General features: G+C 66.4%; 19 protein-coding genes. 9 read left to right on the plus strand and 10 right to left on the minus strand.

The annotated features are described in order from the left end of the window. Window positions 1–12: 12 nt before the first annotated feature. The 3 genes from JL37_RS25360 to JL37_RS25370 form a co-directional block, all read right to left on the minus strand. Window positions 13–1305, minus strand: coding sequence for an MFS transporter (locus JL37_RS25360; RefSeq protein ID WP_043547744.1), 1293 nt, complete (start codon window positions 1303–1305; stop codon window positions 13–15). 87 nt (window positions 1306–1392) lie between these two features. Next, window positions 1393–2007, minus strand: coding sequence for a helix-turn-helix domain-containing protein (locus tag JL37_RS25365; RefSeq protein WP_043547745.1), 615 nt, complete (start codon window positions 2005–2007; stop codon window positions 1393–1395). A 91-nt stretch (window positions 2008–2098) separates the two neighbouring features. After that, complete coding sequence (locus JL37_RS25370; protein WP_043547746.1) at window positions 2099–2881, minus strand: DUF899 domain-containing protein; 783 nt, start codon at window positions 2879–2881, stop codon at window positions 2099–2101. Window positions 2882–3158: 277 nt separating this feature from the next. Between JL37_RS25370 and JL37_RS25375 the strand changes: the two genes are divergently transcribed. Further along, complete coding sequence (locus JL37_RS25375; RefSeq protein ID WP_043547747.1) at window positions 3159–3638, plus strand: VOC family protein; 480 nt, start codon at window positions 3159–3161, stop codon at window positions 3636–3638. 63 nt (window positions 3639–3701) lie between these two features. On the opposite strand, the gene JL37_RS25380 is transcribed toward JL37_RS25375, so the two are convergent. Next, window positions 3702–4682, minus strand: a complete 981-nt coding sequence (locus JL37_RS25380) for a DNA/RNA non-specific endonuclease (RefSeq protein WP_052097594.1) — start codon at window positions 4680–4682, stop codon at window positions 3702–3704. Between the two features lie 238 nt (window positions 4683–4920). Here JL37_RS25380 and JL37_RS25385 point away from each other — a divergent pair, with 238 nt between their 5' ends. The 3 genes from JL37_RS25385 to JL37_RS25395 all read left to right on the plus strand — a co-directional run bounded on the left by JL37_RS25385 (window position 4921) and on the right by JL37_RS25395 (window position 8246). Further along, entirely contained in the window at window positions 4921–6096 is a 1176-nt protein-coding gene (locus JL37_RS25385) for a diguanylate cyclase (protein ID WP_043547749.1), read from the plus strand. A 15-nt stretch (window positions 6097–6111) separates the two neighbouring features. After that, window positions 6112–6975: a prephenate dehydratase domain-containing protein gene (locus JL37_RS25390; protein ID WP_043547752.1), complete on the plus strand. Its 864-nt coding sequence runs from the start codon at window positions 6112–6114 to the stop codon at window positions 6973–6975. 125 nt (window positions 6976–7100) lie between these two features. Beyond that, window positions 7101–8246, plus strand: coding sequence for an alpha-hydroxy acid oxidase (locus JL37_RS25395; protein ID WP_043547754.1), 1146 nt, complete (start codon window positions 7101–7103; stop codon window positions 8244–8246). Window positions 8247–8270: 24 nt separating this feature from the next. On the opposite strand, the gene JL37_RS25400 is transcribed toward JL37_RS25395, so the two are convergent. The 4 genes from JL37_RS25400 to JL37_RS25415 are packed head-to-tail and all read right to left on the minus strand — an operon-like array spanning window position 8271 to window position 13034. Beyond that, complete coding sequence (locus tag JL37_RS25400; protein WP_043547755.1) at window positions 8271–9161, minus strand: NAD(P)-dependent oxidoreductase; 891 nt, start codon at window positions 9159–9161, stop codon at window positions 8271–8273. Next, entirely contained in the window at window positions 9161–10903 is a 1743-nt protein-coding gene (ilvD, locus tag JL37_RS25405; protein WP_043547757.1) for a dihydroxy-acid dehydratase, read from the minus strand. The genes JL37_RS25400 and ilvD overlap by 1 nt, the downstream gene beginning before the upstream one ends. 26 nt (window positions 10904–10929) lie before the next feature. Beyond that, the gene (locus JL37_RS25410) at window positions 10930–11709 is read right to left on the minus strand and encodes an SDR family NAD(P)-dependent oxidoreductase (protein ID WP_043547759.1); all 780 of its coding nucleotides are present in this window, start codon (window positions 11707–11709) and stop codon (window positions 10930–10932) included. After that, window positions 11706–13034, minus strand: a complete 1329-nt coding sequence (locus JL37_RS25415) for an MFS transporter (RefSeq protein WP_043547760.1) — start codon at window positions 13032–13034, stop codon at window positions 11706–11708. Before JL37_RS25415 ends, JL37_RS25410 begins: the two co-directional genes overlap by 4 nt. A 268-nt stretch (window positions 13035–13302) precedes the next feature. Here JL37_RS25415 and JL37_RS25420 point away from each other — a divergent pair, with 268 nt between their 5' ends. Further along, window positions 13303–14274 (plus strand): LysR family transcriptional regulator, encoded by a 972-nt coding sequence (locus tag JL37_RS25420; protein ID WP_156124398.1) that lies wholly within the window; start codon window positions 13303–13305, stop codon window positions 14272–14274. Window positions 14275–14283: 9 nt separating this feature from the next. Here the strand turns inward: JL37_RS25420 and JL37_RS25425 are convergent, their stop codons facing one another. Then, window positions 14284–16551, minus strand: coding sequence for a hypothetical protein (locus tag JL37_RS25425; protein WP_043547761.1), 2268 nt, complete (start codon window positions 16549–16551; stop codon window positions 14284–14286). 92 nt (window positions 16552–16643) lie between these two features. Here JL37_RS25425 and JL37_RS25430 point away from each other — a divergent pair, with 92 nt between their 5' ends. The 3 genes from JL37_RS25430 (at window position 16644) to JL37_RS25440 (ending at window position 19527) form a co-directional block, all read left to right on the plus strand. Next, window positions 16644–17570, plus strand: coding sequence for a LysR family transcriptional regulator (locus JL37_RS25430; protein ID WP_043547762.1), 927 nt, complete (start codon window positions 16644–16646; stop codon window positions 17568–17570). 113 nt (window positions 17571–17683) lie between these two features. Then, window positions 17684–18652, plus strand: a complete 969-nt coding sequence (locus tag JL37_RS25435; RefSeq protein WP_043548208.1) for a tripartite tricarboxylate transporter substrate binding protein — start codon at window positions 17684–17686, stop codon at window positions 18650–18652. Between the two features lie 74 nt (window positions 18653–18726). Continuing rightward, window positions 18727–19527, plus strand: coding sequence for a hypothetical protein (locus JL37_RS25440; RefSeq protein WP_043547763.1), 801 nt, complete (start codon window positions 18727–18729; stop codon window positions 19525–19527). Window positions 19528–19532: 5 nt separating this feature from the next. Here JL37_RS25440 and JL37_RS25445 read toward each other — a convergent pair whose 3' ends face one another. Further along, on the minus strand, window positions 19533–19955 hold the full coding sequence (locus JL37_RS25445; RefSeq protein WP_043547764.1) for a hypothetical protein: 423 nt from the start codon (window positions 19953–19955) through the stop codon (window positions 19533–19535). A 122-nt stretch (window positions 19956–20077) separates the two neighbouring features. Between JL37_RS25445 and JL37_RS25450 the strand changes: the two genes are divergently transcribed. Continuing rightward, the gene (locus JL37_RS25450) at window positions 20078–20827 is read left to right on the plus strand and encodes an SDR family oxidoreductase (RefSeq protein WP_043547766.1); all 750 of its coding nucleotides are present in this window, start codon (window positions 20078–20080) and stop codon (window positions 20825–20827) included. Window positions 20828–20831 lie beyond the last annotated feature (4 nt).

Raw genomic sequence — 20831 nt, forward strand, 5'->3', positions numbered from 1 at the left:
GTTGGCGGAAGTTCAACGGACCTTGGCGCGCACGCTGGCCAGCGCCACCATCGCGACAAGCCCGATCGCGATCAGGTAATAGGCGGGCGACATGATCGTGCCGGTGCGCGTCACCAGGAAGCCCACCACTACCGGGGTGATGCCGCCGAAGAAGGTCTGCGACGCGACGTAGGCGATCGACACGCCCGTGGTGCGGCACGAGGTCGGGAACAGCTGCGCCAGGAGCGAGCCGACCGGCGCGAAATAAAAGCTGTAGAACACCAGCGACATCAGGCACTGGAACAGCACCAGCGAGCCGAACGAGGGCGTGCCGGTCAGCATCTTGAAGCTGGGCACGATGATGATCAAGCCCAGCACCAGGGCGCCTGCCATGGTCTTTACCGCGCCGTAGCGGTCGGCGGCCAGCCCGCCGAGCATCGGCAGGAAGGTGCACACCAGGCCGCTGCAGATCGATGCGACGAAAGCGTCGTCCTTGGAGATGCCGAGATTGTTGATGGCGAAGGTCGGCATATAGATGTTGAGATAGCTGGCCACGTTGCCGGCAGCCACGATCAGCGCGCCCAGCAGCAGGTAGCGCTTGTGCAGGCGGAAGGTCTCGCGCAGGGGCGCCGCGCGTTGCGCCTTTTCTCCGTCGAATTCGGGCGTTTCGTCGATCTTGAAACGGATGTAGAGGGCGACGGGGCCGATCAGGCAACCGAAGATGAAGGGCAGGCGCCAGCCCCAGCTGTCGATCTGCGCCTGGGTGAGGTAGTGGTTGATGAAGTAGGCGAACATCGCGGACACCACCAGCGCCAGGCCGGTGGTGGAGAATTGCAGACTGGCCAGGAACGCCTTGAGCTTGGGGTTCTGCTCGGTCAGGTAGGAATTCGCGGTGCCGAATTCGCCTCCTGCCGAAAAGCCTTGCAGCAGGCGGCCCGCCACCAGCGCCACCGGCGCCAGCGCGCCGATGGTGGCGTAGGTGGGGATGAGCGCCATCAGCGCGGTGCCGATCAGCATCAGCGTGGCGGTCAGGGACAGGGCGGCCTTGCGCCCCTTCTTGTCGGCGTAGATGCCCAGCAGGACGGCGCCCACCGGGCGGATCAGGTAGGAGCTCGCGAAAGTCAGGAAGCTGAACAGCAGGGCGGTCTGCGGGTCGTCGGACGGGAAGAACAGCCGCGAGATCGGCAGCGCGAACAGCGCGTAGACCAGCAGGTCGTACCACTCGAAGAAGGCGCCGATGTTGGCGGCCACGATATCGCGCAGCTTGCCTTTGCGCGCGGGAACGCGCGCCGGGCGCGCGCCGATCGATGCTGAAGACGAATTCATTGCGGTGTTGTCCCTTGCAAGGCCGCGTGGCGACCCTTTATTTGCCGGTATTGGCTGGAATGAGGTGTAGAAAACGAGGAGGGGGAATCAGACGTAGAAATGGGTGCTGTTGACGACCAGGAAGACGGTCTTCTGGTCCCACCCGTTCTGCCACCGGTACGGGTGGCTGCCGGAAAAGCCGTAGCTGTCGCCGGCTTCCAGCAGAAAGGATTTGTCGTCGACGAAGACCTGGAGCTTGCCGGTAAGCACGTAACCGATCTTGTCGCTGGCCTGCACCAGGAAGCCGGGGTCGGAGGCGGCGCCGGGCTCCAGCTCCATCAGGAAGCCTTCGAGGGCGGCGCAGCTGCTGGGCGTAATGCGGTACTTGGTGACGCCGTTGTTGCCCAGCTTCAACGGTTTGCGCGCGGATACCCGGACCGTGAATTCGTTCTGATCGTCGTTTACCGGTCCGGCCGGAGCAGGGGTCAGCAGGCTGGCGCCGTCGATGTCCAAGGCGTGGCAGATCGCCCGCAAGGTGCGAATGGACGGTGAACTGATGCCGCGCTCTACCTGGCTGATCAGCGCGATCGACATCTCGGTGCGCTCCGCCACGTCCTTCAGTTTCAGGCCCTGTTGCAGGCGCGCCGCCCGCAGGCGTTCGCCCAACGCCTTGTCGTGTTCGTCGGCGGAGTTCGGGCTGTCTTCAGGCTTATCGATTTTCATGAAACTCTGGTTCGTATTTCACTCTCACTTCAAAAATATTAAGTAAATTTCACTCTTGCCACAATATCAGGTCGGGAATACCCCTAGACGTTTACTTATCCTTGTTCCGGAACGCCGCCTCGCCCGCGTCGGATATCTCGACCCATTTCTGGTCGGGCGCCGCGCCCACGACATAGCTGTCGTGCCAGTTCCACCATTTGTAGGTCGGCGTCTGCGGATAGCCTTCGGGCGAGTCCTCCCAGGCCTCCTGGCGGCCCAGCGGCGTAATGTCCAGGTAATTCCAGGTGCCGCCCATCTGCTCGTCGCCGCGGTTGTTCAGGAAGTAGGTGCGGAATATGCGATCCCCATCGCGGAAGAACACATTCGTGCCGTGCCATTCATCCACGCCGAAATCGGCGTCGAAGCTGTCCGTGAGGGTGAACCACGGCATCTTCCAATCCATCCGCGCCTTCAGGCGCTCGATGTCCGCCTGCGGCGCCCGGGAAACGAATACGAGGGTGGTGTCGCGGGCGTTCAGGTGGGCCAGGTGCGCGACCTGGTCGGCGACCATGGAGCAGCCGCGGCAGGCGTGCTCCGGCCAGCCATACACGCCGGGCTCGAAGAACGCGCGGTAGACGATCAGCTGCCGGCGGCCCTCGAACAGGTCGAGCAGGCCGCGCCGGCCGCCTGGGCCGTCGAAGGCATAGGCCTTGTCCACTTCCATCCAGGGCATGCGGCGGCGCTCGGCCGCCAGGGCGTCGCGGGCGCGGGTATGGGCTTTTTCCTTCACCAGCATCTGCGCGTGGGCGGCTTCCCACGCCTGGGGCGACACGACCGGGGGCGTGCGCATGGCGGCCCGTCCGCCGGGCTTGGCTTTGTCGGTTGATGCAGTCATGGCGTATTGCCTCCTGATGTAGACCGGGCGCCGATGGGCCGGCAGCCCTGAGGACAGTGTGGCACCGTGGGCGCGGCGCCGGGAGTAACAAATATGGCGGCATTCGGCCCAGGACACCCATGCCGCGCCGCGCGCGGAGCCATTTCGAGCCCTGCACCTTCAATCTGTTGCGTGGCGAATACCTGGGCGGGAACAACATTTTCCAAAGCTTCGTAACGCGCGCGGGCGCGGCGAGGGACTATCCTCGACCTACCGGATTTCCCCCAGGAGAATCACGATGCCCAGCAAGAACACGATTTGCCTTTGGTACGACCGCGACGCCCTGGACGCCGCCGAGTTCTACGCAAAAACGTTTCCGGACAGCGCGGTGGGCAAGATCCTGCGCGCGCCGGGCGACTACCCCTCCGGCAAGCAGGGCGACGTGCTGACGGTGGAATTCACCGTGATCGGCATTCCCTGCGTGGGCCTGAACGGCGGCACCGCGTTCAAGCACAGCGAAGCCTTTTCCTTCCAGGTATCCACCGAGGACCAGGCGGAGACGGACCGCCTGTGGAACGCCATCGTCGGCAACGGCGGCCAGGCGAGCGAATGCGGGTGGTGCCGGGACAAGTGGGGCCTGTCCTGGCAGATCACCCCGCGCGTCCTCATCGAGGCCATCTCCGATCCGGATCCCGCGGCGGCCAAGCGCGCTTTCGAGGCGATGATGACGATGGGGAAGATCGATATCGCCACGATCGAGGCCGCCCGGCGCGGCTGAGGCGCGGCGCTGCAATGGAGTGCTGCGCGCGCTGGATCACCGTCGCGGCGCTGGGGCGGGGCTTCAACCGCCAGTCGGCAACAGCTTCAATCCGGTGCGCCGCACGAATTCCTCGTAGCTGATCGGCGGCCCGGCCTTGGTGCTGGCGGCGTTCGCCTGCCAGTGCACCCAGGAGCGCCCCGAGGTCGCGTCGTACACGACCTTGTAGATATAGCTGGGCACGGCCACGCCGGAGCCTATCGTCTTCGGCTTGTCGGAGTAGACCGGCCCCGTGAACACATACACGTCGCCGGCGGCCCGCATGACGTATTTGCGGGTGTCTTGCTCGATGCTGCTCCACGCGCCGCCATTGTGCGTCTGGTCCTGCGGCACCATATTGGCCAGGGAAAAGCTCTGCGCCATGCCTTCGGCCGTGGACATGTCGGCCGCCGGCGCCATGTGGCCGCGCGAGAAGCCGGATCCGCGGTAGTCGTCCAGCTCGGCCCGTTCCGCGCGCGGCAGCCGGGCCTCGGCATAGAACTTGTCGGTCCTGCGCTGTCCTTGCGCCTGCGTGAGCATCTGGCGATTCAGCCGCTCCGCCACGAAAACCGGCGTCTTCGTCTGGCCGTTGTGCAGGATCGCGAAGGCCGAAAAGCACACCTCCCGCAACTTCTGGCTGCCGGGCACTTCCGGCGGGCGCGAATGCGGGAAGAACTGCCGGCATTCCGAAAACATCGTTTGAGCGGGCGCGCCCGTGGGCGCCGCCGGCACCGCAATGGGCGCCGTCTGCTCCCGCTGCTGCCCGCGCTGCTGTTCCCGCGGTGATTCCCGGTGAGGCGCCCGGTGCTGCGGCCACCCCAGCTGCGTCAGGGCCTCCTGCACCGGCGCGGGGATCCGCCATTGCGGATTCAGGACATAGGAGGCGGCGCCGAAGCTGGCGAGCGACGAAAACAGCAGCGCCTTCAGGAAACGGGGGAAACGGCCGCTGGAGCGGGCGCTGGCCCGGCCCGTGGATCTGCTGGTGGAACCTTTCTTCTTGGCAGGGGATTTCTTCGCGCGCGTCATTACTACCTGTGAGCTACTGCCCGGCCGCATCGGCGGCCGGCTCGGCCAAGGATTGTAGATGAGTGGCAAATTTGCCACGCACGCGCGTCCGGCTGGCTGGCCGCCGTCCCTTGTGAGACCTGGCCGAGCTTCTTTGCTGCGGGCATTCCCGGGGCTTTGTTACGCTTTTTTGCAGTATTTCCAACGTAAAATTCCGGCTGGCCGCCGCGACACGCCGGCGCCATACCCCACGGCTCCGATGTACGTCGATCTCCTTACTCTTTACTTCATCATCATCGGAACGCTGCTCGCCACGGCTGGCCTGACGTTCTGGGAGCATCGGGCCCATCCCAAGCGCAGCGGGTCGCTGCGGATCCTGTCGGCGGGCTTCGCCACGCTGGCGCTGGGCTGCACGGGGGCGCTGTTCCGCAGCCTGCCGCCCAGCCCGTTCGGTTCCGCCGGGGCCAACCTCGTCGTCCTCAGCGGCTACCTGCTGGTCATGAACGGCGCCGCCTCCTTGCGCGGCAAGCGATACCGCGTTGCGCCGCTTGCGCTGCTTGCCGCCATGGCCGTGATATGGGCGGTGGCGGGCGCGCAAGGGGAGGATCTCGTCTGGAAGTACATCAGTGCGTTCCCCATCGCGCTCGTAAGCGCGTGGACCACGTGGGAATTGCTGCGCTGCGGCGATCTGAAAGCGCTGAAGCCGCTGCGCATCGCCGCAGCGGTCACGGGCATCCACGCGCTGATCTATGCCGCCCGGGCGTTCATCCTGCCCTGGTGGGTGGCGGCGCATGGCACAGGGGTGCAACTCACGGCAAGCACCCTCACCATGTACGAAGGCGTGCTGTATTCCATCCTGCTGCCCATGACCCTGATCAAGCTTGTCCGCGAGGAGACCCATGTCGAACTCGTGCGCGAATCGCAGACCGACTATCTGACCCGGCTGGGCAACCGCCGCTGGTTTTTCGAGCAGGGCGCGCGCCTGATCGGCGAGGCAAAGGGGCGGGCGCCGGTTGCGGTGCTGGCGTTCGACCTGGACCAGTTCAAGTCCATCAACGACCGTTACGGCCATCAGAAGGGCGACCAGGTGCTGCAATGCTTCGCGGAAACGGCTCGCGGCATGCTGGGGCCCGGCGCGATCCTGGCCCGCATCGGCGGCGAGGAGTTCGCCGCGCTGCTGTCGGGCGACGCCGCGGACCGCGCGGCGGCGCTGGGCGAGTCCGTGGCGCGGCGTTTTGCCGAAACCATATCCAATCGGATCGACAATATCGGAATACCCGCCACCGTCAGCATCGGGCTCGTGCTGTACGAGCTTGACGCGCCGCCGCTGGCCGACGCGCTGGCCGCGGCGGACCGGGCCCTGTACCGCGCCAAGGCGCTGGGCGGCAACCGCCTGGTCTCGGCGGGAGCGGCCCTGCGGGTGGCGGCGGGCTGACTCCTGGAGCGGAAAATGAAAATCTTCGCATCGCTGACCGTCATAGGCTCGCTTACCTTGAACCTCTCCGCCAGTCCGGCTGCCGCCGGCTCCATCGGCTACCTGGGCCCAGCCGGCTCCTGGACGCACCAGGCCTGCCTGGACCTCTACGGCGACAAGGACCTGGTCCCGCTGTCGCGCGACGACCTCTTCAAAGACTACGCCAGCGGCAAGCTGGAACGCGCCTGCGTGCCCGTCACCACCTCCGTCGTGGGCGTCACGCCGTACCTGGACGCCGTGCTCGACCTGCCCAACGCAACCATCGTCGCCGAGTATCCCAAGATGCTGGGCTACAGCCTGCTGGCGCGGCCCGGCGCCAAGCGCGAGGACATCAAGGAAGTGCTGGCGCATCCCGTCGCCTTCGAGGAAGTGAAACCCTGGGTGGACCGCGAGATGCCCGGCGTGCGCAAGACCAACGCCGCCAGCGGCGGCGCCGCCGCCCAGGCCGTCGCCAACAGCCCGGCGCTGGACAAGGCCTCGTTCGGTCCCAAGGTCGGCGCCACGGTCTACTCCCTGGTGTCCCTGGTGGACGGCATCGAAGAGGGGCCCCACAACGTAACGCGCTGGTGGGTGCTGGGCCGAGACATGCCCGCGCCCACGGGCCACGACAAGACGTCCCTGCTGCTCGATACCTCGGACGACCGGTTCGGCGCCTCGCTGGCGTCGCTCATCGCCGCCGGGGTCCAGATCCTGACGGTATACGAGCGGCCCAGCAAGAAAACGCTCGATACGCACCGCTACCTGATCGAGGTGGCGGGGCACGCGAAGGAAGGCAAGCTGGCGGAGTTCCTGGCGGGCAACCCGGGATTCCGGGTGCTGGGGTCCTATCCCAGGAAGTAAGGCCGGCCCGGGGCGGCGCATGGAAACGCCCGCCGGAGCATTTGTTGCGGCGGCGGTTTGGTTGTTACTCTCTGGGGCGCCGTTTCCCGCCGTTTCCCATACGCAGCGTTGACAAAGGTCTTCTGATGCGCCTGAACCAGTGCCAGAATTTCCACGACTTTCGCCGCATGGCGCGCCAGCGCTTGCCGGGCCCCATCTTCAACTACATCGACGGCGCGGCCGACGATGAAACCACCTACCGGCGCAATACCCAGGCCTTCGAGGCCTGCGACCTGGTGCCGGACGTGCTGCGCGGGGTGGCGGAGGTGGATATGTCGGTAACCGTCATGGGCCAGAAACTGGCGCTGCCGGTGTATTGCTCGCCGACCGCGCTGCAGCGCCTCTTCCATCATGACGGCGAACGCGCCGTGGCCGCGGCCGCAGGCAAGTTCGGCACCATGTTCGGCGTGTCGTCGCTGGGCACCGTCAGCCTGGAGGAAGCCCGCAAGATCAGCGGCGGGCCGCAGGTGTACCAGTTCTATTTCCACAAGGATCGCGGCCTGAACCGCGACATGATGGCGCGCGCCAAAGAGGCCGGCGTCCAGGTCATGATGCTGACCGTGGACAGCATCACCGGCGGCAACCGCGAACGAGACAAGCGCACGGGCTTCGCGATCCCGTTCCGGCTGAACCTGTCCGGCATCGCCCAATTCGCCGTCAAGCCGGCCTGGGCCATCAACTATGTCACGCACGAACGCTTCAGGCTGCCCCAACTGGACGGCCACGTGGACATGGGAGGAGGGGCGATGTCCATCAGCCGCTATTTCACCGACATGCTGGACCCCGCCATGTCCTGGGACGACGTGGCCGCGATGGTGCAGGAATGGGGCGGCCAGTTCTGCCTGAAAGGCATCATGTCGGTAGAGGACGCCAGGCGCGCCGCCGACATCGGCTGCACCGGCATCGTGCTGTCCAACCATGGCGGCCGCCAGCTCGACGGCTCGCGCAGCGCCTTCGACCAACTGGCCGAAATCGTCGACGCCGTGGGCGACCGCATCGACGTGATGATGGACGGCGGCGTGCAGCGCGGCACCCACGTGCTGAAGGCCCTGGCGCTGGGCGCCAAGGCTGTGGGGCTGGGCCGCTATTACCTGTTCCCGCTGGCGGCGGCGGGGCGGCCCGGGGTGGAAAGGGCGCTGGAACTGATGCGGATCGAAATCGAGCGCGCCATGAAGCTGATGGGGTGCAGGACCGTCGCGGAACTACAGCGGCGGCACCTGCGGTTCCGTTGAACGGCGGGGATTTTCCGCCATCGCTTAGGCGCCGGATTCACTCTCCGTCTCGCCGATCCGGAATACTTGGGACAGATCCCAGTCTCCCATGCCGCGCTGCACGGCGTCCCGCAGCAGGCGGCGCACTTCCGGCAGCACGCGCTGCATCGTAGTGCTGGCCTGCGCGAGTTCGGCAATCGCGTCTAGATCCTTGAGCATCACGCGCACCGTGCCGGTGGCATGTTCGGGCGGCGTCACCATGCGGGGCCATAGCGTTTGCAACAGCACGGAATCGGCCCAGCCGCCTTGCAGGGCCGACGGCAGGGCGGCCGTATCGATTCCACTGCGCTTGGCCAGCACGAAGGCTTCGGCCAATCCGGCGAGCGTGGTCGCGACGATGGCCTGATTGGCGAGCTTCGTGGTCTGGCCCGCGCCGGTGTCGCCCATGCGGGTGACGCGCGAGGAGAAGGCGCGCAGCACGGGTGCCACGGATTCGATGGCATCCGCCGGGCCGCCCGCCATGATGGCCAGCTTGCCGGCCGCCGCGCCGTCCGTGCCGCCCGAGACGGGAGCATCGATCCATACGCCGCCGGTTGCCGCCGTCCAGCGGCCAGCCAGCGCGCGCGTGAGCGCTGGCGACAGGGTCGAATGGTCGACGAGATAGCGGGGCGGCGTGGCGGAGTGCGCAAGCCCATGCTCGCCGAACACCACGTCTTCCACGGCCTTGCCGTCGCCCAGGCAAAGCAGGACGATGTCGACTCGCCCGCCGAGTTCCTGCGGCGTGCCACGGGCGACGGCCCCGGCGGCGGCAAGCGGACCGAGTTTCGCGCTGGATCGGTTCCAGACGGCGACGTTGTGTCCGGCGGCCAGCAGCCGCCGGACCATGGGTTCGCCCATGCGGCCGATGCCGCAAAAGCCGATGCGCGGCGCCGCCATCATTTCCTGCTTCCGTTAACGTGCGCTTCCCCGAGAGAGGCTTCATAAGGCCAGGCCACGGCCCCCGAATGGGTCACCGCGCCCAGCTTGGCCGGGCGCACCAGCGCTTCGTACTTTTCGAGTACGCCGCCAAGATGCCCGCGCGCGAACGGCCGGGTGACAGCCGCCCGCTGCGCGAGCTCCTCGTCGGAAAGCTCGACATCGAGAGTTCCCTTGATCGCATCGATGTGTATGCGGTCGCCATTGCGCAACAGCCGTATCGGTCCACCCGCCGCGGCTTCGGGGCCTACATAGCCGATGCACATGCCGCGGGTCGCGCCCGAGAACCGGCCATCGGTAAGCAGCGCGACCTTTTCACCCATGCCTTGTCCGTAGATTGCCGCCGTCACGCTCAGCATCTCACGCATGCCCGGGCCGCCCTTGGGGCCTTCATTGCGAATCACGAGGACGTCGCCTTCCCGATAGGTTCCGGCGGCAACGACCGCCATGCAGTCCTCTTCCGTCTCGAACACCCGCGCCGTGCCCGAGAACACCAGCTGCTTGAGGCCGGCGGTTTTCAGCGCGGCGCCGTCCGGGGCAAGATTGCCGCGCAGGACCACCAGCCCTGCGTTGGGCGAGAGCGGTTCGTCATGCGGCTTGACCACGCGGCCGTCGGGGCCCGGGAAGGCGCGCAGCGCCGCTTCCAGCGTTTCGCCGCTTTGCGTGAGGGTGTCGCCGTGTATGTGGCCGCCAGCCAGCAGGGCGTTGAGCACCGCCGGCACGCCGCCGACATGATGCAGGTCCACCGCCAGATAGCGCCCGCCGGGCTGCATGTCGCCGATAAGCGGCGTGCGCGCCAGGACTTCAGAGACATCATCGAGCGTGAATGCTATGCCGGCTTCGTGCGCGATGGCGGGGATGTGCAGCATGGCGTTGGTCGATCCCCCAGTGGCGGCGACGGCCGCGCAGGCGTTCTCCAGGCTCTTGCGGGTCACCAGGTCGCGCGGCAGCGGCCCGCCATTGCGCAGCGCGCGCATGACGCTTTCTCCGGCGCGGCGGGCGATCGCGATGCGTTCGCTGTAGACGGCGGGCACCATCGCCGAGCCGAGCGGCGCCAGGCCGAGCACTTCGGCGACCATCGCCATCGTGTTCGCCGTGAACTGCCCCGGACAGGAGCCGGCGGTCGGAGTGCAGCGCTTTTCGATGCCGCGCAGCGTTTCGGCGGACATATCGCCACGCTGCGCCGCGCCTACGGCTTCGATGGCGGTCAGGATCGTGGCTTGCGAGCCGTCCGGAGCCACGCCGGGCAACATCGCGCCGCCGAACAGGAATACCCCGGGGACGTTCACGCGCACCATGCCCATCAGAATGCCGGGCAGGGTCTTGTCGCAGCCCGCCACGCCGACGAGCGCGTCGTAGCAATGGGCGCGCACGAACAGTTCGACGCTGTCGGCAATCGTCTCGCGCGAAACCAGCGAGAACCGCATGCCCGAGTGATTCATCGAGGTTCCGTCGGATACCGAGATCGCCGAGCCGCGTATCGGCACGCCGCCGCCGGCCGCGATGCCGAGGCGAACGTTGTCGGAAATCTGGTTCAGCGACATGGAGCAGGGCGTGTTCTCGCCGAAGGTGTCGACGATGGCGACGAATGGCTTCTCGATGGCATCGTCGTCGAGGCCCGTGGCGCGCAGGAAGGCGCGGTGCGGCGCGCGCGTCACGCCCTCGGTCACCGTGCGAGAGCGGTGTTTGTGCAGATCTTTCATCGCAGGAATTCCTTGTGTCGTGGGGCTCAGGTGTTGAGCAGCAAGCCGTTTTCGATGGCCAGGACCTGCCCGGTCATCGCGGGCGCGCGGGCGGCGAGGAACCAGGCGAGTTCCGCGACTTCAGAAGGTTGGGACACCCGCTTGAGCGGCGCGTTCTCGCGCATGCCATCGATCACGCGCGCGTAGGCGTCGTCGCCGAGCATCCGCCGCAGCAGGCCATCGTCGACCATGCCCGGGGCGATGGCGTTCACACGGACGTGCGGGGCGAGGGTGCGCGCGAGCGACAGCGTCAGCGAGTTGACCGCGCCCTTGGACGCCGCGTAGGCAATCGAGGATCCCGTGCCATTGAGGGACGCCAACGACGAAATGTTGATGACGCTGCCCGATGCCGCGCCCGCCGGGCGGCCGCGCAGCAAGGGCGCCGCGGCGCGCGTCATCTGGAACATGCCGATGAGGTTCACGCGATAGATGCGTTCGAACTCGCCGGCGTCAATGGCGTCGAGATCGGCGTGTGGAACCACGCGAGTGGTCCCCGCGCTGTTCACTAGCGCGTCCAGCCGTCCCCATTGTGCGGCGACGGCGTCGACGATGCGGCGGCAGGCTGCGTCGTCGCCCACGTCGGCGTCGACGACGATCGCCTGGGCGCCGGCGTCGACGCACTGGGCGGCCACCCGCTCGGCGGCCGCCCGGGTGCCGTGATCGAAATTGTTGATGGCCACGGCCCAGCCCTCGCGCGCGAAACGCAGGGCAGTGGCGGCGCCGATGCCGGTTGCCGCGCCGGTTACCAGGCAGACGGGAGCCTTCATGCCTGGCTCCGTTTCGTGCCTAGCGACATCACGATGACGGCGCCGCCGACCAGCGCGCACGCCAGCATGATCATGCCCGGCAGCAGCTGCCCGGTGCTGTCCTTGAGAAAGCCGATAACGTACGGACTCACGAAGCCGGCCAGGTTGCCGACCGAGTTGATCAGCGCGATGGCCGCCGCCGCGCCCGCTCCGCTCATCATCGCCGTGGGTATGCCCCAGAAGACCGGCGCGATCGAGTTGATGCCGATGGCGGCCACGATGAGCGCGGCCATCGACCACCAGAGGTGTTGGGCGAGCAGCACCGAAGCGAGCATGCCGGCGGCGCCCAGCAGGCAGCACACGGCGACGTGAATGCGGCGTTCGTTGCTGCGGTCTGCATGGCGTGCAATGAGAATCATCGCAACGGCGCTGACGAGCGACGGCACGGCCGATAGCAGGCCGATGTTGCCGAGGTTGGCGACGCCCGCGGCGCGTATCATCGTAGGCAGCCAGAATACGAGCCCGTAGTTGCCCATGGCGATACAGAAATAGAGCAGCCCAAGCAACCAGACTTTGCGGTCGCGGAACACCTGCCGCACGCTATGGCGGGCGCGGGTGCTGTCGTCGGCGGCGAGATCCTGCGCCAGCAGGCGCTTCTCGTCTGCGCTGAGCCACTTCACGCTTTCGATCCGGTCCTGCAGCACGAAGAAGGCGGCGATGCCGACGACGAGCGACCCGAGGCCTTCCACCAGGAACAGCCACTGCCAACCGGCCAGGCCATGCGCTCCGCCGAACCGCTCCATGATCCAGCCGGACAGCGGGCCGCCGATGGCGCCGGAAACCGGGATGGCCACCATGAACAGGGCGATGATCTGCGAGCGGCGGCTCGACGGGAACCACGTGGCCAGGTACAGCACGATGCCCGGGAAGAAGCCGGCTTCGGCCACGCCCAGCAGGAATCGCAGCACATAGAAGGAAGTCGGCCCCTGCGCGAACATCGTCAGGCACGAAATGATCGACCACGTGACCATGATGCGCGCGATCCAGATGCGCGCGCCTACGCGATGCAGGATCAGATTGCTGGGCACCTCGAAGAGAAAGTAGCCCAGAAAGAAAATGCCGGCCCCCGCGCCGTAGACGGTTTCCGATAGCGAGAGGTCCGCAAGCATTTGCAGCTTCGCGAAGCTCACGTTGACGCGGTCGATGTACGCAACGATGAACGACAGGAACAGGAACGGCATGATGTGCCAGGCCAGCTTGCGGTACAGCGTGTCGAGCTGCGCCGGATGCTGCGCGGCCTGAGAGCCGGCATGCGCCTGCGCGCCGCCGGAAAGGGACGTGCTCATGGGTATTGTCTCCGTGGGTGTGTGCCATGGGGCACATCGAGTTATTCGGCAGCCTGTGAGTTCGGTTATGTGTATGGTGTCGATGCGGGATCAATGCCCAGGCTCGCGCCATCATCGATTCATCAAAAAATGCCCGTACTACAGTGCTATCGGTTCGAAGGGTAAGGGTTGCTCGGGCCAGGCGGCAAATCACACTTTCAGCATTTGGTATTACTGTTTAGTTATGATTGACGCGTTGAGCCCGATTCCCGGCCTTTCCCCCCCTGATATGTCCGCCAGCATCCCGTCCGATAATTCGATAGAGCGCTTTTTCCGTAGCGGCCTGAAGCTGGGGCATCTGCGCATCCTCGTAACGCTGGGCGAACTGCGCCAGGTCACGCGGGTGGCGGCGGCGTTCCATGTCACCCAGCCTGCCATCTCCAAGCAGATCGCCGAGATCGAGGATGCGCTGGGCACGCCGGTCGTGCGCCGCGTGGGCAACGCCGTCGAGCTGACGCGCATAGGGCGCGTGCTGGTCGAACGCGGGCGCGAGATCCTGCGCCAGATCGAACTGGCGCGGCGCGACGTCACCGCGCTGGCCTCCGGCACCGCGGGCCACGTGAGGTTCGGCGCCGTCGTGACGATTCCCCAACCCTTGATCGCGCATGCCGTCGAATTGTTCATGCGGCGAGCGCCGAATGCGTCGTTCTCGTTCGTGGAAGCCACGCTCGACCGCCTGCTCAAGATGATGGACGAAGGCAATCTCGACCTGGCGCTCGGCCGCAACCGCGTAGCCGGTTATCTTCCCGTGATGCGCCACGAGTCATTGCATCACGAGCCGTTCGTCTTCGTGGTGGGCACGAGGCATCCCCTGGGCGGCCCCGATACCCCCGTGGCCTGGAGCGACTTGCAGGACGTGCGCTGGATCACGCCGATGCAGGGTTCGCCCGCGTTCGCGACCATGGTCGAGATTCTTGCCGAGCATGGCGTGACCTTGCTGCGTCCGACCATCGAGTCGAGCTCATTGGCGCTGAATCTGTCATTGCTGCGCGCGGGAGGATTCGTCTCGATCCTTCCGCTTTCGCTCGCGCGGCGCTATGTGCAGCGCGGGACGATGCGGATGTTGCCGCTGCCGCCGCTGGGGCCGTTGGGCGAGGCGATCCTGTATTGGCGCGAAGACACCACGACGTCCACCACGCAGCTGTTCGCCGATTGCCTGAGGGAGTCGTCGGCGGAGTTGATCGACGCCGCGGGAGCGTAGCGTCCTTCCTTATTCCATCCCGGGCGCGCCCCGTTCCACATAGATCGGGCTGGAATAAATGAAAAACCCATCCTCCGTGGTGATGCGCAAGTACACGGCATTGTCGGAACCCGTGTGCAGCGGCACGCGCACGCGGGCCTGCATCCGCCGCGCCGGATTTTCATCCGGCAGGCGATAGACCTGCAGCCGGCGCCGGATACCGCCGTTTTCCACAACCACCGGTTCCAGCCCGATCTGGTCGACCGGGATCTCGGTGCGCACGATGGGCGTGTCGATCTTCAGCACGCCGGCGCGCGGATCGCGCAGCCGCACGTCGATGCCGCTGAAGCCGCCGGTGGTCAGCGACCGCCAGCTCAGCATGTCGGGCCGCGGTTGCTCCAGGGTTTTGTCCAGGTTCCAGAAATTGATCGGCAGCGGGTCCACGAAGGCGTTGCCGTCGAGCGTCGCGTTGCCGTCCCACACGGTCTGGCGGCCGCGGCCGCGGTACTCCGACCCTTCCCAGACGATGCGGATGCGGCTGCCCAGCGCGGCCTCGTCGTAGGGATACAGCGTCTGCACGACCTCCATGCGGTTGCGGATCTCCACGCGCTCGATTGCGCCATGGGTCAGCACCTCGAAAGACAGCTCCAGCGAGTCGCCGTCATACGACAGGATGGCGCCCATGTCCGCCTGGGCGACCGGCTCGCGCGTCACCGGCGCGCCCAGCTTGGGATCGTCGGAATAACGTAGCGCGGACCGCTCGAAATGCGCCCGCACGTCCAGATAGGCGCGGCAGCCGGTGGTGGCGTAGTGGCGGCGCTGGCGCAGGCACTCGGCGATCGAGTGCCGGGTCAGGCGGTCGGCGATCAGACAGCTCAGCCCGCCATACGCGCCGAAGAGGGACGCGCCGGGGTGGCTGGCGCCATGCCGGCCCTTGTGTCCGTCGCTGTTGGCCAGGATGCCGACACGGTAGCCCAGCCGGAACGCGTCATCCAGCAGCCATTCGAAGGTGCCCCAATCGGAGTGGATTTCGATCGAGCGTTCCAGGCGGGCGTCGTGCGAGCGCGTGATGTCGGCGTAGCGGCCGCCGATGTGCGCGAACACCACCACGTCCTCGTCTTTCAGCGCGTCGAACAGCGCGTCCGCGTCGTTCGCGTCCAGCGCCAGGTCCGACAGATCGTCGATCAGGGCGTGCGACGAGCGGTGGATGGGGCGGCCTTCCTTCAAGTACAGCACGTTGCGGTCGCCGCCCAGGCCGGTATTGCCCGACCATTCGTAGCCCGGGAAGATGATGAACGATCCATCCTCGTTGTATCGGGCCGTCAGCTTGTTCAGCTGTTCCCAGAACGGCGTGGTGATCTGGAAGTCGTTGCCCTGGTGGCTCATCACGTCCAGGAAGGCCCGGTCGCGCGCGAACAGGATCAGTTCTTCGGCGGAGTTGGTGCCTATCGTTTCCTCGGACTGCCCATGCAGGTCGGCCCAGTAATGCCGGCGCGCTCCATCGCCGGCCGCCACGATGCGGCACGGCGTGCTTTGCGCCACGGCTTGGCCGTCGCGCAGTACCTCGATGCGCAGTTCGCCGGGCGCTTCCGCCACCAGCCCCTCCAGCCGTAATGAGAGTTCGCCCTCGCGCATCGAGAACGCGGAGGGCAGGCCGCGCAGCGGCAGGTTGCTGCGCACAGTGAATTCGCCGGACACGCGGTCGCTGGGGTTGCCCCATTTGTCTTCACCCTTGAAACCCAGGCTGAAGGACTCGCCCGCAACCGCCAGGCTGGGCAGGATGGCCTTGTAGGCCACCGGCGGCCCGGCCACGACTGCGATGGTAGGCGAGTGCTCGAGTTCGGTGTAGTTGTAGGTGGCGAAGGCGTCCACCAGCACCTTGAACTCGAAAGTCGGCTCGCTGAACGTCTGCACCCGCATGCCGGGCGAGCCCCGCCGCGTGTCGCCAAAGCGCACCACGATGCGGTCGCCTTCCTCCAGGTAGCCGCGAACCACCCGGATGAACAATGTCTTGTCCCACGGCCGGATGTTGCGCTTGCCGTCGTACTCCACCTGCAGCACCGCGCCGTTGGAAGCCTCGACCGTGGTGTAGTTCCAGCCGTCGGGTTGGTCGAACTGCGGCTTGCCCATGTCGCTGGCGAAGCGGTGCACGATCTTGATCGACCCGGTGTCGTCGATGCCGAAGTAGCCCGCGGTATAGGTCAGCGTGAACGACGCCAGGCTGCCCGCCTCAAAGCGGCCGGAAGGTTCGACGGTGGCCGATCCCATGCGGTCGGCGGCGTAGGAAGAGTGCGGCATTGCGGTTCCGTGCGGGTTAGGGAAATCCCATCTTAGGGAGCGCGCACCCATATAGCTATAGTATGCAAACTATTCCATCATGACGTCGCTACATGGCCGACCCGGTCGAATCCGTCTCCCTGCGCCAGCTGCGCGCTCTTGTCGCGATCGGTGAAACCGCCAGCTTCACGGCCGCCGGCGAACGCCTGGGCCTGTCGCAGCCCTCGGTCAGCCACCTGATCCGCCGGTTGGAAGCCGAAGTCGGCCAGCCGCTGGTCGTGCGCGGCCGCGAGGTCTCGCTGACGCGCGACGGCCAGGCCATGGTCGACGTGGCGCGGCGAGCCATCCTCGCCATCGACAGCTCGATCCAGGAATGCCGCGAGCACTCCGACCTGAAGCAGGGCAAAGTCATGGTCGCCGTCGGCCACGTCAGCGCAGCCACCTTGCTGCCGCACATCCTGATGGAGTTCCGCCAGCGCCATCCCCAGCTCGACCTGATCGTGGTCGATTGCATGGTGCAGCAGATCCGCACGCGGCTGCTCTCGCACGAGGCCGACATCGGCCTGGGCGCGGTCATGCCGGACGACGACTCGCGCATCATGGTGGAGCAGCTCTCGGACGGCGGCGTGGCGCTCTTCGTGCGCACCGACCATCCGCTGGCCCGGCTGGACGAGGTCGACGCCAAGGTGCTGGCCGAGCTGCCCTGCATCCAGCTGAACCCGGAAGCTCCCGCCTGGCTCAACATCAGCCGCCGGCTGATCGCCGCCAACATCTATCCGCGCGTGGAGCAGCGGGTCATCCTGCTGTCCACGGCGATCGGGCTGATACAGGCCGGCATGGGCGTGGCCATGCTGCCCCAGATCGCGCGCGGGCAGATGCCCGCCGGCCTCAAGGGCATCGCGCTGCGCAACCCCTCGCTGGAATGGCCGATCTCCATAGCCCGCCTGGCCAACTATCCCCTGTCGCCCGCCGCGCAGGCCTTCGTCGCCGTGGTCCGCTCGGTCTCGCAGCGGCTGCGCCGCGGCGCGGCCATGCCATGATGGCATGACGCTATAGCGCCCCGCGTATTTTTCGGAGGCGCCTCCTCGGATACGCTGCTTCGCATCATGCAATGCCGCATGGTTTCCACAGCTCGCGCCGTCGCGGAGGCATCATGAAAACACTATTGGGGATTCTGCTGGCCTGTGCGTCGCTTGCCGTTGCGCCGGTTGGCGCGGCGTCGTTTCCCGACCGTCCCATCACGCTCGTCGTGCCGCTGGCGGCCGGCAGCACGGCGGACATCCTGGCGCGGGCGATCCAGCCCGGCCTGAGCCAGCTGCTGGGGCAGACCGTGGTCGTCGAGAACAAGCCCGGCGGCGGCGGGCAGATCGCCATGAACTACGTCGCCAAATCGGCCCCCGACGGCTACACGCTGGTCCTGGGCTCCAACAACACCTGGGCCATCAACCTGGGATTGTTCTCGAAACTATCCTACAACCCGACCAAGGACTTCGTGCCCGTCGCCTATCTGGCTGGCGGCTCCAACGTATTGGTCGTGCCGTCCGACAGCCGATACCGCTCGGTGCGTGAACTGGTCGCCGCCTTGAAGGCCCAGCCCGGCAAGCTGATGTATTCGTCCGGCGGCAACGGCACCACGCACCATCTATCGGCCGAGCTGCTGCTGTCGATCACCGGCACCCAGGCCGCGCACATTCCCTATCGCGGCGCCCCGCAAGGCGTGGCCGCCGTGATGGCGCATGAAGTCGCCTTCGCCTTCTACAACACGCCCAGCGTGTCCGGCCTGGTCAAGGAAGGCAAGCTGCGGGCGCTGGCGGTCACCGGCGAAGCCCGTTCCCCTTTGCTGCCCGACGTGCCCACCATGATGGAGGAGGGCGTGCCCGGCTACGTGATCACCGTCGACCTGGGCCTCATGGCTCCCGCCGGCACGCCGCCGGACGTCGTGGCGAAGCTTAACGCGGCCGCGCGCAAGGCCATGGACAGCGGCGAGCAGCGCCGGCGCCTGCAGGCGCTGGGCTACGAGATATTCCACGACGGGCCGCCCAGCGGGCTGGCGGCGTTCATCCAGGCGGACATCGCCAAATGGGTGCCGCTGGTGCAACGGTCGGGGGCAAAGGTGGATTGAGGTTCCGGTCGTGACAAGGCCGACCGTTGCCATGTTAAAAAGGGGCGCCCGAACTTCGAACGAACCATTCGCCCATGTCCGAACATCACCAGTTTCTATGTCCGCGCGATATGCACCTGCCGCCGCCTGATTGGCGCGCGCTGGAAGCCAAACTGCTGAAAGGAGGATACGTGCTTGAACCGCGGGGCGACGGCATTCCGTACCGCGCCCTGTTGAACCTGAGCTTCGGCCTGGCCAGCCTGAACGAAGGATCGCACCAATATCAAGAAGACCTGCGCACCACTGGCGACGTCATCGCCATGTATGTGCGGGCAGGGCATCTGCCCGCCGACATACCGATACGCCACAACGACACCATGGAAGAAGCCCTGGCGCTGCTGGCCGAGCACGGCATCACGCCTGGGGACCTGTATGTCGACAACGAGGGCAGCGACTGGAACAGCCCGCAGTACTGCCTGGGTCCGGCGGCACGAGCCTATCTGACGGACGACACGCGGGCTTCGTACGACGCAAACCCAAAGAATTTTCCGTTGATGCTGCTGGCCTACGACGGCCCCGAGCCGCACGTGGCGGTAGGGGAGAATCTCTCCGAGCCCAGCCTGCCGGGGTCGGACGAACTGCTGGAATCCATGCCGCCGTTCGATTCGCATGTCGACTTCATCGGCGCCGCGTACGAGGATCCCGCCGCGCAATGGCGCTGCCCGGATAATGGCCGCGATTACCGGATCCTGGAACTGGATTGGCAATTCAGCCTGGCGATGGGCTTTCGCATGATCCGGACGGAATGGCTGGACCAGGGTAGCGCCGATGGCTTGGCCGGCTTGATCGGAGAGCTTGCCGGCCTGGCCATGGTCAGCAGCCATCGGCATTTGTGAAGGCCCTAATCCTCCTCGCGCCAACCCTTCCGCCGCCGAGCCTTCGGCCTTGGCGCGACCCCCAGGCGCGGGTCCCGCGCCAGCGCAAGCTCCGCTAGCCGCGCGGCCGTCGATTCGAAATCCTCGTCTTCCTGCGGCAGGTACAGCCATTTGCCCAGCACCGGATGCTGCAGCAGATTGGGCACGTCTGCAAGCAACGCGGCGTGGCGCTCCTTCGATGTGCATACCAGTACGCCGTTCCAGGGATCTTCACGGTCCGACGCAATCAAGTACAGCAACCCATCCAGATAGGCGGCATCGCTGCCGAACATGCGCCGATGGGCGTAGTTGGGGTCGCGCGCCAGCGGTTCCAGGACCCAGGCGAGCGAGTTCTGGCGCGAGGAGGCTTGCCTCGTGGGCGGAGCGAAGGGGGCAGGGGGGCGAGGCATGGGAGGAGTTTAATCGACCGAGCTGTCCTGGGATGAGGCCGGGCCTGGCCGCAAGAACCGGATATCCGCCCGGACGAACGCTCTGGAGAATGGCTACACGCCATTCATACCGGAGCTTCGCCATGGGTTTGCTGCAGGATAAAGTCGCCATCATCACGGGCGCATCGTCGGGAATCGGCCGTGCCGCCGCGCTCTTGTTCAGTGCCGAGGGCGCCGCCGTCGTCTTGAATGCCAGGGGAGAATCGGCGCTGGAAGAAGTTGCGGCGCGCATCCGGGATCAGGGCGGGAAGGCGCGGGCGGTTGCTGGCGACGCCAGCCAGCCCGAGACCCACCGGCGGTTGGTTTCGGAGGCGGTCGGGGAATTCGGAGGCCTGGATATCGCGTTCAACAACGCCGGCGCCACTGGCTCCATCGCGCCGCTGGCCGACATCGCCTTCACCGATTGGCAGGCAACGATAGCGGCGAACCTGCACTCGGCCTTCCTGGGCAGCGTTAATCAAATCCCCGCGATGCTCGAGCGTAAGGGCGGGGCGATTATCTTCACTTCCAGTTTCGTCGGCACCAGCGCGGGGCTGCCCGGCATGGCCGCGTATGCCGCCGCCAAGGCCGGGCTGATGGGGCTGGTCAAAGGAATCGCCGCCGACTATGGCGACAAAGGCATCAGGGCCAACGCGCTTTTGCCCGGCGGCGTCGACACGGCGATGGCCGGCGACAGTGCACAAAAGGAATGGGCGGCGGGATTGCACGCGATGAAACGGATCGCCCGGCCGGAGGAGATCGCTTCCGCCGCCTTGTTTCTGGCGAGCTCGATGGCAAGCTTCGTCACGGGCTCTGCCTTGTTCGCGGATGGAGGAAATGCGGCGGTGAAGTGACGGC

This window comes from Achromobacter sp. RTa (assembly GCF_000757485.1).
Taxonomy (GTDB): domain Bacteria; phylum Pseudomonadota; class Gammaproteobacteria; order Burkholderiales; family Burkholderiaceae_B; genus Achromobacter.